Origin of the sequence: Bradyrhizobium sp. 154 (assembly GCF_023073875.1) — a bacterium.
GTDB lineage: Bacteria > Pseudomonadota > Alphaproteobacteria > Rhizobiales > Xanthobacteraceae > Bradyrhizobium.
Map to the genome: position 1 here is coordinate 98,032 of NZ_JADPKG010000041.1, position 13,826 is coordinate 111,857.

Annotated in this window: 12 protein-coding genes; 7 read left to right on the plus strand and 5 right to left on the minus strand. The window is 64.9% G+C overall.

Translation table 11 applies throughout. The features are described 5' to 3' along the window. The first annotated feature begins 63 nt into the window (after nucleotides 1-63). The 7 genes from IVA92_RS09035 to IVA92_RS09065 are packed head-to-tail and all read left to right on the plus strand — an operon-like array spanning nucleotide 64 to nucleotide 8,053. Nucleotides 64-1,869: a gamma-glutamyltransferase family protein gene (locus IVA92_RS09035; protein WP_247279841.1), complete on the plus strand. Its 1,806-nt coding sequence runs from the start codon at nucleotides 64-66 to the stop codon at nucleotides 1,867-1,869. Nucleotides 1,870-1,878: 9 nt separating this feature from the next. After that, complete coding sequence (locus IVA92_RS09040) at nucleotides 1,879-2,589, plus strand: DUF1028 domain-containing protein (protein ID WP_247279842.1); 711 nt, start codon at nucleotides 1,879-1,881, stop codon at nucleotides 2,587-2,589. Next, a complete protein-coding gene (locus tag IVA92_RS09045) occupies nucleotides 2,586-3,575 on the plus strand; it encodes an ABC transporter ATP-binding protein (protein ID WP_247279843.1) in 990 nt (329 codons plus the stop codon). The genes IVA92_RS09040 and IVA92_RS09045 overlap by 4 nt, the downstream gene beginning before the upstream one ends. Beyond that, nucleotides 3,575-4,681 carry a dipeptide ABC transporter ATP-binding protein gene (locus IVA92_RS09050; RefSeq protein WP_247279844.1) on the plus strand — a complete coding sequence of 369 codons (1,107 nt, stop codon included), beginning with the start codon at nucleotides 3,575-3,577 and terminating at the stop codon, nucleotides 4,679-4,681. Before IVA92_RS09045 ends, IVA92_RS09050 begins: the two co-directional genes overlap by 1 nt. A 22-nt stretch (nucleotides 4,682-4,703) precedes the next feature. Continuing rightward, nucleotides 4,704-6,212, plus strand: a complete 1,509-nt coding sequence (locus tag IVA92_RS09055) for an ABC transporter substrate-binding protein (protein ID WP_247279845.1) — start codon at nucleotides 4,704-4,706, stop codon at nucleotides 6,210-6,212. A 10-nt stretch (nucleotides 6,213-6,222) separates the two neighbouring features. Next, nucleotides 6,223-7,164, plus strand: a complete 942-nt coding sequence (locus IVA92_RS09060) for an ABC transporter permease (RefSeq protein WP_247279846.1) — start codon at nucleotides 6,223-6,225, stop codon at nucleotides 7,162-7,164. 4 nt (nucleotides 7,165-7,168) lie between these two features. Continuing rightward, entirely contained in the window at nucleotides 7,169-8,053 is an 885-nt protein-coding gene (locus IVA92_RS09065) for an ABC transporter permease (protein ID WP_247279847.1), read from the plus strand. 116 nt (nucleotides 8,054-8,169) lie between these two features. Here IVA92_RS09065 and IVA92_RS09070 read toward each other — a convergent pair whose 3' ends face one another. The 5 genes from IVA92_RS09070 to IVA92_RS09090 all read right to left on the minus strand — a co-directional run. Then, the gene (locus IVA92_RS09070; RefSeq protein ID WP_247279848.1) at nucleotides 8,170-8,916 is read right to left on the minus strand and encodes a hypothetical protein; all 747 of its coding nucleotides are present in this window, start codon (nucleotides 8,914-8,916) and stop codon (nucleotides 8,170-8,172) included. A 9-nt stretch (nucleotides 8,917-8,925) separates the two neighbouring features. Then, nucleotides 8,926-10,176: an adenylate/guanylate cyclase domain-containing protein gene (locus IVA92_RS09075; protein WP_247279849.1), complete on the minus strand. Its 1,251-nt coding sequence runs from the start codon at nucleotides 10,174-10,176 to the stop codon at nucleotides 8,926-8,928. Next, on the minus strand, nucleotides 10,173-10,562 hold the full coding sequence (locus IVA92_RS09080; protein WP_247279850.1) for a response regulator: 390 nt from the start codon (nucleotides 10,560-10,562) through the stop codon (nucleotides 10,173-10,175). The genes IVA92_RS09075 and IVA92_RS09080 overlap by 4 nt, the downstream gene beginning before the upstream one ends. Beyond that, on the minus strand, nucleotides 10,559-13,141 hold the full coding sequence (locus IVA92_RS09085; protein ID WP_247279851.1) for an ATP-binding protein: 2,583 nt from the start codon (nucleotides 13,139-13,141) through the stop codon (nucleotides 10,559-10,561). The genes IVA92_RS09080 and IVA92_RS09085 overlap by 4 nt, the downstream gene beginning before the upstream one ends. 164 nt (nucleotides 13,142-13,305) lie before the next feature. Then, on the minus strand, nucleotides 13,306-13,826 hold a 521-nt coding region (locus tag IVA92_RS09090; protein ID WP_247279852.1), incomplete at its 5' end, for an efflux RND transporter permease subunit.

Genomic DNA, 13,826 nt, shown 5'->3' on the forward strand with positions numbered 1-13,826 from the left:
CCTGCGCATTTGGCGGCGGGGTGGCCCTGTGATCAATTGCGCGCGCCGCAAATGAGGTAGCCTATGGCCAGCAACATCAATCCCGATCCGTTCACGACGAGACCGGAAATCGAAGGCACCTTCGGGGTCGTCGCCAGCACGCACTGGATCGCGACCGCCGTCGGCATGGCCATTCTGGAGAAGGGCGGCAACGCCTTCGATGCCGGCGTCGCCACAGCCTTCACGCTCCAGGTCGTCGAGCCGCATCTCAACGGCCCCGGCGGCGATGTGCCCATCATCGTCCATGACGTGAAGCGCGGGCGCACCGAGGTGATCTGCGGCCAGGGCCCCGCACCGGCGCGCGCCACCATCGCGCACTACAGGAGCGAGGGACTCGACATGGTGCCCGGCACCGGCCTGCTCGCCGCTTGCGTCCCCGGCACCTTCGAATCCTGGATGATGCTGCTGCGCGACTATGGCACGATGCGTGTGCGCGACGTGCTGGAGCCCGCGATCTCCTATGCGCGTGACGGCTATCCGCTGGTCGAGCGCGCCTGCGCCACAATCCAGACCGTCGAGCAGTTGTTCCGCAAGCATTGGCCGACCTCGGCTGCCGTCTACCTGCCGAACGGTGAAGTGCCAAAGCCCGGTACGCTGTTCACCAACAAGACACTGGCTGCGACCTACTCCCGCATTCTCAGCGAAGCCGAAAGCGGCGGCGGCGGCCGCGACGCCGAGATCGAGCGCGCGCGCAAGGCTTGGTCGCAAGGCTTTGTCGCAGAAGCAATCGACAAATTCTGTCGGACGCAAGAGGTGATGGACGTCAGCGGCTCGCCGCATCGCGGCGTCCTCTCAGCGGACGACATGGCGCGGTGGCAGCCGACGATCGAGGCGCCGCTCACCTACGATTACGGTCGCTACACCGTCTGCAAGGCCGGCGTCTGGAGCCAGGGGCCGGTGACGCTTCAGCAGCTCGCTCTGTTGAAAGGCTTTGCGCTCGATGGGCTCGATCCGACCGGGCCGGAGTTCATCCATTTCCAGATCGAATGCGCCAAGCTGGCATTCGCCGACCGCGAAAAATTCTACGGCGACCCCAAATTCACCGAGATCCCGATCACGACGCTGCTGTCGGATGCTTATAATGACGAGCGCCGCAAGCTCGTCACCGACAAGGCCTCGCTCGACTTCGTGCCCGGCACGGTCGAGGGTTTTGGTGGCGTGGTCAGGCTGCGCCGTGCCGAGGGCCAGCGCGAGGCGGTCGGCGCGCTCGGCGCCGGCGAGCCGACGGTGGGCCGCTTCGGCGAAGTGCGCGGCGACACCGTGCATTTCGACATCATCGATGAGGCCGGCAACATGGTGTCCTCGACGCCATCGGGCGGCTGGCTGCAATCCTCGCCGATCATTCCCGAGCTCGGCTTCTGCCTCGGCAGCCGTGCGCAGATGTTCTGGCTGGAGGAGAACCATCCCGCCGCGCTTGCGCCGGGCAAGCGGCCGCGCACCACGCTGTCGCCGACCATGGCGCTGCGCGACGGCGAGCCCTATCTCGCCTGGGGCTCGCCGGGCGGCGATCAGCAGGACCAGTGGATCACACAGTTCTTCCTGCGCCACGTCCATTGCAACCTCAACCTCCAGGAGGCGATCGACGCGCCGGCTTGGCACTCCGAGCATTTTCCGATCTCGTTCTGGCCGCGCACTGCGCGCCCGGGCGTGCTCGTGGTCGAGAACCGCGTGCCAAAGGCCACGATCGAGAACCTTCGCGAGCGCGGGCATATCGTCGAGGTCGGTCCCGACTGGTCCGAAGGCCGTCTTACCGCGGCCTCGCGCGTCGGCCCCCGTCGACGCGCTGCCGCCAATCCGCGCGGGATGCAGGGCTATGCCGCGGGACGCTGAAGGCAGCACATGACCTGGTCGATCATCGCGCGAGATGCTGCCACCGGCCAGTTCGGCATTGTCGTCGCGACCCGCTTCTTCGCGGTCGGCGCGCGTGTTCCGTACATTGCCGCCGGCCTCGGCGCCATCGCGACGCAGGCCTTCGTCAATCCCTATTACGGCATCGACGGTGTCAAGCTGCTGCGCGAAGGCCTCAATGCACACGACGTGCTCGCCGCCCTGCTCGCGACCGATGACGGCCGCGAAAGCCGGCAGATCCACATCATGGACGCTAGCGGCGACATCGCCGCGCACACCGGGCGCGATTGCGTCGAATGGTGCGGGCACATCGCAGGCAGCGGCTTCTCGATCGCCGGCAACATGCTGACGGGAGCCGACGTGCTCGACGAGACGGCCAAGACCTACATTGCCAACGACAGCCTGCCCTTTCCGCGCCGCCTGCTCGCGGCCATGCGTGCGGGCGAAGCCGCCGGCGGCGACAAGCGCGGCAAGCAGTCGGCCGCGCTGTTGATCCACGGCGAGGAGGAATGGCCGGCGCTCGACATTCGGGCCGACGATCATCCCGATCCGCTGGGGGAGCTCGAACGGCTCGAGCGTGTCAGCCAGGAGCTCTGGGTGCACTTCCGCGCCTCCATGCCGACGCGGCAGAATCCGGCCGGCAACACCGATCGCAGCGTGATCGACGCCAGCATCACCGCAGCCCGCGCAAGACAGTCATGAGCGCCACCCCACTCATCGAGATCAAGGATCTGCGCATCCGCTTCCACGGCGACGACGGCCGTATCACGCATGCGGTCGACAGCGTCGATCTCAGCGTCGCCAATGGCGCGACGCTCGGCCTCGTCGGCGAATCCGGCTGCGGCAAGAGCGTGACTTCGTTGGCGATCATGGGCCTGCTGCCGAAGAGAAGCGCGGAGATATCCGGAGCGATCCGCTTCGAGGGGCTCGACCTCTTGAAGACGCCGGACCAGACGCTACGCGACCTGCGCGGCAACCGTCTGGCGATGATCTTTCAGGAGCCGATGACCTCACTTAACCCGAGCCTGACCATCGGCGAGCAGATCATCGAGACGATCCAGCGCCATCGCGGCGGTTCGCGGCGCAATGCGCGGGAGCGGGCGATCGAGCTCCTGCGCCGCGTCCACATCCCCTCACCGGAGCGACGGATCGACGAATTCCCGCACAAGCTCTCCGGCGGCATGCGCCAGCGCGTGATGATCGCAATGGCGCTCGCCTGCGATCCGCGCCTGCTGATCGCGGACGAGCCGACCACGGCGCTCGACGTCACCTTGCAGGCCCAGATTCTGGAGCTGATGCGCGAGTTGAAGGCGGCGAGCGGTGCCGCCATCATCCTGATCACGCATGATCTCGGCGTCGTCGCCGAAGTCTGCGACGAGGTCGCGGTGATGTATGCCGGTGAGATCGTCGAACGCGCGCCTGTCGACGAATTGTTCTCGGCGCCGCAGCATCCCTACACGGTCGGCCTGCTTGGCTCGATCCCGCGGCTCGATCATCGCGCCGAGCAGCTCGCCACGATCGAAGGCATGGTGCCGAACATGGCACGGCTGCCCGCCGGTTGCCGCTTCGCCGCGCGCTGCCCGTTCGTGCTGGACGCCTGCACCAGGGCGCCGCCGCCACTGCTGCAAGTCAGCCCCGGCCACCTCTCGCGCTGCATCCGTGCGCCGCTCGAACGTTTGGTGTCGTGATGGCACTGCTCGAGGTCCAAGACCTGGTCAAGCATTTCGTCGCCGAACGCTCGCTGTTCGGCCGCGCGCGGGCGCATGTCAAGGCCGTCGATGGCGTCAGCTTCTCGCTCGAGGCCGGCAAGACGCTGGCCCTGGTCGGTGAGTCCGGTTGCGGCAAATCCACCGTCAGCCGCTTGGTGCTGCGGCTGATCGAGCCGGACGCGGGTACGGTTCGTTTTGACGGCCGCGATCTTCTCTCCCTCGACGCCAATGCGCTCCGCGCCTTCCGCCGCGAAGCCCAGATCATCTTCCAGGACCCCTACGCCTCGCTCAATCCGCGCATGACCGTCGGCCAGATCCTGACCGAGCCGCTGGCGCTGCACGATCTGGTGCCGCCGACGCAGCGGCGCGGGCGGGTCGCCGAACTGCTGCGGCTGGTCGGGCTGGAGCCGCGGCTGGAGCGCCGTTATCCGCATGAATTCTCCGGGGGCCAGCGCCAGCGCATTGCCATCGCCCGTGCGCTCGCAGTCGAGCCGAAGCTGATCGTCTGCGACGAGCCGGTCTCGGCGCTGGATGTCTCGATCCGCTCGCAGATCCTCAACCTGCTGCGCGAGCTCCAGGACCGGCTCGGCCTCGCCTATATTTTCGTGTCGCATGACCTCGCGGTGGTCAAGCATATCGCCGACCACGTGGCGGTGATGAATCTTGGCCAGATCGTCGAGACGGCGGAGGCGGACGCGCTGTTCGCAGCGCCCCGCCATCCCTATAGCCGGGCGCTGTTGTCCGCGATCCCCCTGCCCCAGCCGAAAGCGAAACGAACGACCGTCCTATTGACGGGCGAGATCCCGAGCGCACTCAATCCGCCGGCGGGCTGCCGCTTCCATACCCGCTGCCCCTTCGTTGTCGAGCGCTGTCGCATTGAAGCGCCGGAGCTCCTGGCAGACAGCGCGGGCCACGCCGCCGCCTGTCACCGTACGGCAGAGCTACCGTCTACCGACGCCATCCTGCCGGCAGCCGGCGGGTTTTCGCCAGCACTTGCGAAATTGGTCGCGGCTTTCAGCCGAAAGACGGAAGGCGCAGCGGTTTCCGGGGTTGGTATACAAGGCACCGCACCCACCACGACGTAGCCGAAGCAATGGGGACTGCCCGATGAACATGTTTCGCCTGGCCATAACGGCCACCGCCTTCCTGCTGTCGGTCGTAACAGCGCAAGCCCAGACCACGCTGCGCATCGGCCTCGCCGAGGACCCCGACATCCTCGATCCGACCATGGCGCGCACCTATGTCGGCCGGATCGTGTTCTCCGCATTCTGCGACAAGCTGTTCGACATCGACGAGAAGCTCAACATCGTGCCGCAGCTCGCGCTATCGAGCCAAACGGACGACGACGGCAAGGCGCTCGTCATCAAGCTCCGCCCCGGTGTGAAATTCCACGACGGCGAGCCGTTCGATGCCGAGGCCGCCAAGTTCTCGTTGGAACGCCACCTCACCTTTCCCGGCTCGTTCCGCAAGCCGGAGCTGGCCTCGGTCGATCACGTCGAGGTCGTCGATCCCCTCACGATCAAGCTGGTACTGAAGTCGCCGTTCTCGCCATTGCTCGCGCAGCTCACCGATCGCGCGGGCATGATGATGTCGCCGAAGGCGGCGAAGGAAGCCGGCGATAAGTTCGGCCTGCGTCCGGTCTGCGCCGGCCCCTATAAGTTCGTCGAACGCGTGCAGCAGGACCGCATCGTATTCGAGAGGTTCGCGGACTACTGGAACAAGGACAACGTCTTCATCGATCGTATCGTGTTCCAGCCGATCGTCGATGCCACGGTGCGGCTCGCGAACCTGAAATCCGGTGGACTGGACCTGATCGAGCGCGTGCTCGCCACCGACCTCAAGGAGGTCCGCGCGGATTCGCGGCTGAAGGTCGCGACCGCCATCGAGCTCGGGTATCAGGGCATCACGCTCAACATCGGCAAGGACAAGGCCAAGGGGCCACTCAGCCAATCGGCCAAGGTGCGCCAGGCGCTCGACCTTGCCATCGACCGCGAGGCGATCAACCAGGTCGTGTTCAACGGCGAGTTTCAGGTTGGCAATCAATGGGTCAATCCCGATCATCCCTATTATCAGAAATCCCTGCCGGTCCGTCCCCGCAACGTCGAGAAGGCCAAGGCGCTGCTGAAGGAAGCCGGCGTGACACCGCCGGTCAGCGTCGATTTCCTGGTATCGAAGGGCGCGGAGACCGAAACGCCGGCGCAGGTGATCCAGTCCATGGCGGCCGAAGCCGGGTTCGACATGAAGCTCCGCGTCACCGAATTCGCAACCGGGCTGAAGCAGGCTGAGGCCGGCGATTACCAAGCCTTCATGCTGGCCTGGAGCGGGCGCGTCGATCCCGACGGCAACACCTTCGTCTTCCTGCACAGCGGCGCGCCGCAGAATTACGGCGCTTGGAACAATGCGCAGGCCGACAAGGCGCTGGAGGATGCGCGATCGGTGACCGATCCCACCAAGCGCAAAGCCAGTTACGAAGCCCTGGCGAGGCTGGTCCAGGACGAAGAGCCCCTCCTGTACCTCTACCACCGCCGCATCATCATCGCGCATGCGACGAAGCTCGAAGGCTACAGGCAGATGCCTGACGGGCTCGTGCGCGTTATCGGCCTCAAGCTGAAGTGACAATGAAGGGATGCTGAAGTTCCTCGCGCGCCGCCTTGTGCAGATCGTGCCGACACTGTTCTTCGTCTCGGTGCTGATCTTCTCGCTCCAGCAATTGTTGCCGGGAGATCCTGCGCTGGTGATGGCGGGCGAAGAGCGCGATCCTGCCGTGATCGAACAGATCCGGCATCAGTACCGGCTCGATCAGCCCATCCCTGTGCAGTACGCCTATTGGATCAAGGGCGTACTCGCCGGCGATTTCGGCGAATCGCTGCGCAACAAGATGCCGGTGCGCGAGCTGATCGCGCAGAAGCTGCCGGTGACCTTACAGCTCGGCTCGATGGCAATCCTGATCGCTTTCCTGATCGGCATCCCCGCCGGCATTGTCGCGGCGGTGAAGAAGGGCACCGTCTGGGACTATGGCGCCAATTTCTTCGCGCTATGGGGCATCTCCACGCCGAACTTCTGGCTCGGCATCATGCTGATCTTCCTGTTCTCGATCGAGCTCGGCTGGTTGCCGGCCTCGGGCTATGTGCCGCTCACCGAAAACTGGCGCGCGAGCCTGGCTGCCACCATCATGCCCGCCTTCGTGCTCGGCAATGCAATTGCCGCGATCCTGATGCGGCACACCCGCAGCGCTATGCTCCAGGTGATGGAGAGCGACTATGTCCGCACTGCGCGCGCCAAGGGACTGTTGGAACGCTCGGTCATCCTCAAGCACGCGATGCGTAACGCACTGACACCTATCATCACGCTCGGTGCGCTCGAGCTCGGCACGCTGCTGTCAGGCGCCGTGCTGACCGAACAGATCTTCTCCATCCCCGGCTTCGGCAAGCTGATTGTGGATGCGGTGTTCAATCGCGATTATGCGGTCGTGCAGGGCGTGGTGCTGGTGACAGCCACCGTCTACATCACGCTGAATCTCATTGCGGACGTCGCCTATATTCTCGTCAATCCGCGGCTGCGGGGCTAGTGCCATGAGCGACACGACGCTCGCCAGTCCCCTCACGCAAGCTCACGAGCTGGACAGCCCGGCACGCCGCGCGCGGCGGCGCCTGTTCAAGCGCAAGGCCGCTGTGTTTGGCCTCATCGTGATCATCGCGTTCATCCTTCTTGCGGTGCTTGCGCCGGTCCTCGTTCCCTTCGATCCCATCGCGACGAGCTGGAGCCTGGTGCGCAAGCCGCCGACCGCCGCGCACTGGTTCGGCACCGACGAACTCGGCCGCGACATCCTGAGCCGCGTCGTCTACGGCGCGCGAGCCTCGCTGCTCGCGGGCCTGATCTCGGTTGCGATCGCGCTCGGCATCGGCGTCCCGTTGGGCCTCCTCGCAGGCTATCGCGGCGGCTTCACCGACGCACTGATCAGCCGGATCACGGACGCAATGCTCGCCTGCCCGTTCCTGATCCTGGCAATTGCGCTCGCGGCATTCCTCGGCCCCAGCCTCGGCAACGCCATGATCGCCATCGGCATTTCGGCCACCCCGATCTTCATCCGCCTGACCCGCGGCCAGGTGCTGAGCGTCAAGGCCGAGGATTATGTCGAGGCCGCGCGCGCACTCGGCAATCCGCCATGGCGGATCGCATTCTCGCACATCCTGCCGAACATCCTTCCGGCGCTGCTGGTTCAGGCGACGCTGTCGATCGCCGCCGCCATCATCGCCGAAGCGGCGCTGTCGTTCCTTGGCCTGGGCCAGCAACCGCCGGCACCGTCCTGGGGCAGCATGCTCAATGCCGCACAGCGCTTCCTGACCCAGGCGCCCTGGATGGCGATCTGGCCGGGGCTCGCGATCTTCCTCGTGGTGTTGTCGCTGAACCTGCTTGGCGACGGCCTGCGCGACGCGCTCGACCCGCGCCAGCGCTAGCTGTCCCTCATGGTGAGGAGCGCGTTCTTACGCGCGTCTCGAACCATGAAGGCCCGACTGTCCCTGTAGCCATCCTTCGAGACGCGGCCTAGCGGCCGCTCCTCAGGATGAGGATCTTAAATGACGATCTCCCGCATCACGCGGCGGCAGTCCATCTCATATTCCAGATCGACCACGGGTGGTCGGGCAAAATGCCAGGTGAGGCCGGAGCGCAACGCGCCGCGGCGCACCAACTCGTCGACCAGCGCGTGATGGAAGTCATGCACCGAATAGGCCTGCACGCCGGTGGTGTCCTTCCAGCCGAAGCCGAAGGCCGCCATCCGGTTCTCCATCTGCGCGGTCGTCGTGAAGCGTACCTTCTCCCGCAGCCCTTCCGGGCTGAGGTCGCGGTAACGTACCGTGCGCTCGACATAGGTGCCGCTGCCCTCGCGAGCCTCGGCTCCGCCGGCGATCACGAAGCTCGGCGATTTCGACGGGGTCGGGCGCGTGAAGGAGAACGCGTAGAACGACGGCTCCGACGGCGGATCGATCTCGGGACAGACATTGCTGCGTGCCACGGGATTGTTGGTGCCGTCGAAGATCCCCCATTCCGACAGCGTCTTCACATAGTGCAGGTTGAACGCGCGAAAACCTTCCTCGCTGAAGGCCGCCGGCGAGCGCAATTCGCAGGCACAGAACGCCGTGAGCGGCCGCCCTGCCTCCTGGATGAGCTTTGCCGCCAGCGCAAATCCTTCCGCAAGCGGCACCAGGCGATCGAACCGGACGCGCTCGATCTCGTAGCCGTCATCTGCGGCGGCACCCGCCGAATACTGGAACACGGACGGAATGAAACGATAATTGCCGGCAGAGAACTCACGAATCATGACGGACTCCTATTCCAGTTGCATGCGAATGCCCTTGGCGCCGTTGAGCAGGCGCTTCAGGTGAAAGCCGGCCAGGGGATCGTCGGCGTTCATGCCGACCAGCGCCGCGAATGCCGGCATGGCGGCGACGTCGCCGGCCTCCATCTTGGCAAAAGCCTGGGAATATAGCGCCGTTTCCGACGCTTCGAATTTGGCCTCCGACAGCGGTTCGAACGCGCGCAGCGGCTCGCTGCGTCCGCGCAGCATCAGCTCGCCTATTGGGCGGCCTTGAAAGTTATCGGCCGACGTGGCGACGCTGATGCTGACACACATGCGCGTTCCCAGATGCTTGTTGGCAGCCTCCAGCCGCGCCGCAATATTGATGGTGTCGCCGTAGGCGGTGTAGTCGAAGAAGCGATTGCCGCCGAAATTACCGACCAGCGCCGGGCCTGCATGCACGCCGATCCGAGTGGTCCCGAAATTCACGCCTCTGCCCCTCCAACGCGCCGAGAAGGCCTCCGCCCAGGCGTCGAGATCATGTGCGCAAGTGACTGCACGCGTCGCATAATCCGGCTGGTCCCCCGGCGCGTTGAAGAGCACCTGGATCGCATCGCCGATGATTTTCGTGACCGTCCCCTCATGTGCGAAGACGATCTCGGTCATGCCGCCGACATATTCATTGAGGAGCTCGCCGAGCATCTGGGGCGGTGCGCTCTCCACCAGCGAGGTGAAGCCGGTGATGTCGGTAAAGATGGTCGCGACGTCGCGCCACTGCACCTCCATGCCGTCGCCGGCGACATCCGCCGCCAGGCGCCTTGCGATCTCCGGCGAGAAGAAGCGCGACAGCGAGGCATGGGCGCGCTCGGCTTCCATCTGGCGCCGCCGCACCTCGCGCAGCATCTCGACGTGGCGAATGGTTTTATCGATCGTGGCTTCCAGATCGGCGAAATCGATCGGCTTGGTCAGGAAGTCGAACGCGCCGCGGTTCATGGCGGTACGGATGTTGCTCATGTCACCATAGGCGGAGACGATGATGGTCGACTTCTTGTCCTCGGCCTCCTGAAGCTTCGTGAGCAGCGACAGTCCGTCCATCCGCGGCATGTTGATGTCGGAGACCACCATATCGACATGCGGATTCCGCTCAAGCGATTGCAGCGCCTCAAGGCCGTCGCGCGCGAACATGATGTCGATGAGCCCGTCCCGGATCTGCCTGCGGAATTTTTGCAGAATCAGCGCCTCGAGATCCGGTTCATCATCGACGAAGAGGATGGTCGCAGTCATGCGGCTTGCTCGAGCCTCGTGTCGATCTCCTGCCGCAACAGCGCAAAGTCGATCGGCTTGGTGAGGAGCCCGACGGCGCCGCGCTCGATCGCCTTGCGGCGCGTTTCGGCATCGCCATAGGCCGTGATCATGATGACGGGAACATCCGGATGCGCGGCACGCACCTTCGGCAGCATGTCGAGCCCGCTCATGCCGGGCATGTTGATGTCCGAGAGAATCAAAATCAGCGAGGGATCGCGAACTTCGGCCGCGCGCCTCAGCGCATCTGGCGCAGAGGACGCAAACTCCATCTGGAAGCGTCCCGCGCGCAGCTCCCGCCGGAACTGCTGCCGGAACAGCGCCTCGACGTCGGGCTCGTCATCGACGACCAGGATATAAACGTTCAAGTCTTGTCTCCAGTAGTTCCACTTGCCGCCATCATGCGCGGCAGCGTGATGATGAATTCGGTGAATACACCGGGCTCGGTGTTCACGTCGATCGTGCCGCCGTGCTGTTTCACGACGATGTCATGGCTCATGGAAAGGCCGAGCCCGGTGCCCTCGCCGGCCGGCTTGGTGGTGAAGAATGGATTGAACATCTTCTCCTTCACCTCGGGCGGGATCCCGGTGCCGTTGTCGCGGATCCGGATCTCGACTCTCTCGCCGAGGTTCTTCGTTGCCGCGCGCAAGATCGGCTCGAAGGCGTCAACGGCGCTCTCCTTGCGCTTGGCAGTTGCGTAGAAGCCGTTGGAGATCAGGTTGAGAAAGACGCGCGTGATCTCCTGCGGATAGATATCGACCATACTGGCGGCGGGATCGAGTTCGCGCTGGAGCGTGACGTTGAAGGCCGGTCTTTCGGCGCGCGCGCCGTGGTAGGCCAAATTTAGGCTCTCCTCCAGGACTGCATTGATATCGACGACGCGATGCTCGCCGGAGCCCTCGCGCGAATGCAGCAGCATGTTCCTGACGATGGAATCGGCGCGTTTGCCGTGCTGCACCACTTTCTCGAGATTGCTCCTGAGCATGCCGGTCAGCTCATCGACCTCCTCCTTCATCTTGCCGTCGAGCGCGGCCGACTGCAGGGTCTCCTTGAGCTCGTCGAGCAGCTCGGTCGACACCGCTGAGAAGTTGTTGACGAAGTTGAGCGGATTCTTGATCTCATGGGCGATGCCCGCCGTGAGCTGGCCGAGGGACGCGAGCTTCTCGGTCTGGATCAGGCGATCCTGGGCGGCGCGCAGGTCGTCGAGCGACTGCGACAACTCTCTGGTCCGTTCCTGGACCTCCTCGAACAACCGGACATTCTCGATCGCGATAAGGGCCTGGTCTGCGAAGGTCGTGGCGAGTCCGATCTGCTTCGCGCTAAACGGCCGCACCTCGTGTCGCGTCAGAACGAACACGCCGATCGGTGTGCCCTCTCGAAGCAAGGGCACACCCAGCATCGTACGTACGTTGGCGCGCCTTCGGGCGGACGAAGGCGCGTATTCCGGGTCGGCCTGCACATCCGGGACATGAACCGTCTTGCCATCGAGCAGCGTGCGGCCGACCACACTTCCCCGTTCAGGTACAGACGCGAAAGTCCGAAGCTTGTTTTCCTGCTCCGCGCCGAGCCCGCAGCTTGCCGCCAAATAGAAAACGCCATCATTGGGCCGGAAAATCGTTCCCTCGTCCGCGTCACACAGGCGGGCTGCCGAGCCAACAAGCGTGTTCAGCACGGCTTGCAGGTCGAACGCCGAACGGCTGATGACTTTCAGCACGTCGGCGGTCGCAGTCTGCTGCTGCAGGGACTCGCTCAATTCCGCTGTGCGCCGTTCGACCTTGTTTTCGAGGTCGGCGTAGGATTCCTGCAAGCGCGCGCCCATCTCGTTGAATTGGTCGGCGAGACCTTCGAACTCGTCGCCGGTTTTGATCGAGATGCGCTGGGAGAAGTCGCCGCCGCCGATCCGCTCGGCGCCGCTGCGCAGCGCCTGGATCGGACCGACCATGCGGCGCGCGAGAAAGATCCCCGCAAGCACCGCGAAAATCGAAGCCGCCAGCAGCACGATCGCAAGCCGCTGTAACGAGGCGTAGAGCGAAGCGTAGGCCTCCTCGACCGGCAATTCCACGAACATTGTCCAGCCGAGCGGCGCGATCGGGGCGGAGGCCGTCAGAACCTTCTGCCCCTGAATGTTCGTCGCCTCCTGCAATGCGTCCGGCATGACGCCGCCCCCGGCTTGAGCGCCGCGCACCTGCGCGAGACCAGACATGTCGGTGTTGCGCAGCACAAGACTGATGTCGGGATGCGCGATCAGGCGCCCTCCCGGTCCGACCACGTAGGCAACTCCGCGCTCACCGACCTTGATCTGGGACACAACGTCCCAGATCAGCTTGAGGTTGACCTCGGCGATGCTGACGCCGGCATCCTTGCGCGCACCGGCCAGCGCCAGCGTCATGTACGGCTCGGACTCCCTGCGGAAATAGATGGGTCCGTAATAGACCTTGTGTGCGACTGCTTCGGTGAACTTTGGGTCGCTCGATAGGTCGATGCCGCTGTCGATCGCATCCATCGCCAGCCGCGAGACCCGCAACCGCTCCTTGCCGGTCGAATCCACCTGGGCAAACTCGGTGATCCCAGGCACCTGACGCAGCAGCCGCAGCGCGTCGAACCGGCGCTGCTCGATCGAGCCCGCCGACCAGGGCAGTTGCGTGGTCCAGCCGAGCTGGCTCTCGATCTCCTTGACAAACTGCCCGATCTTGGCCGCGGCCGCCTCGGCCTGCTCATGCTGGACCCGGATCAGCGAGGCCTTGTGTTCGCGATAATAGAAGAAGACCTCGAACAGGCCGTTGGCGAGGAGCGCGACGGTGACCACGGCCACGAACAGCGCGACATATTTGGTGAACAACCGGCTCCTGATCCCCTGCCCCATCCCCGCGCCGGCAGGGACACCATCCGCTGCCGCGGTCGGCAGCGTCCTGGCTTGCGGGGTGTCGGGAACAACGGAAAGGCTCATCCCTTGGAAACTACCAAGAAGAGCGGACCTTGTCTCTCGCAAGCACCCGGGAGCGGCCGCCCGATGGCCGGTGCGGCGCCTCACTACGCGCCGGGGCACAAAAAACACAATAAAAGGGCGGCAACGGAAACCGCTGCCGCCCTCTGGTTCGCGCGCCTACAGCCTCAGGTCGGCCGCAAGGCCTTGTTGGAGCCGAGGTCGAGCTCGTTGACTTGCTTGTTCCGCTCCGAATCGGCCGCCGCGCGATGGTCGGTCGCCAGCACCACGTAGACCGCCGGCAGCACGAACAGCGTGAACAGCGTGCCAATCGACATGCCGGCCACGACGACCAGACCGATCGAGAAGCGGCTGGCCGCACCGGCGCCGGTCGCAGTCAGGAGCGGGATCAGACCCGTCACCATCGCGGCCGTGGTCATCAGGATCGGGCGCAGGCGAATGCGCGCCGACATCTCGATGGCCGAGCGGCGGTCGAGCCGCTCGCTGACCTGGAGCTCATTGGCGAACTCCACCATCAGGATGCCGTGCTTGGTGATCAGGCCGACCAGGGTGAGCAGGCCGACCTGGGTGTAGATGTTCATCGTCGCCACGCCGAAGAACAGCGGGATCAGCGCGCCGACGATCGCCATCGGCACCGAGATCATGATCACCAGCGGGTCGCGCAAGCTCTCGAACTGCGCCGCCAGCA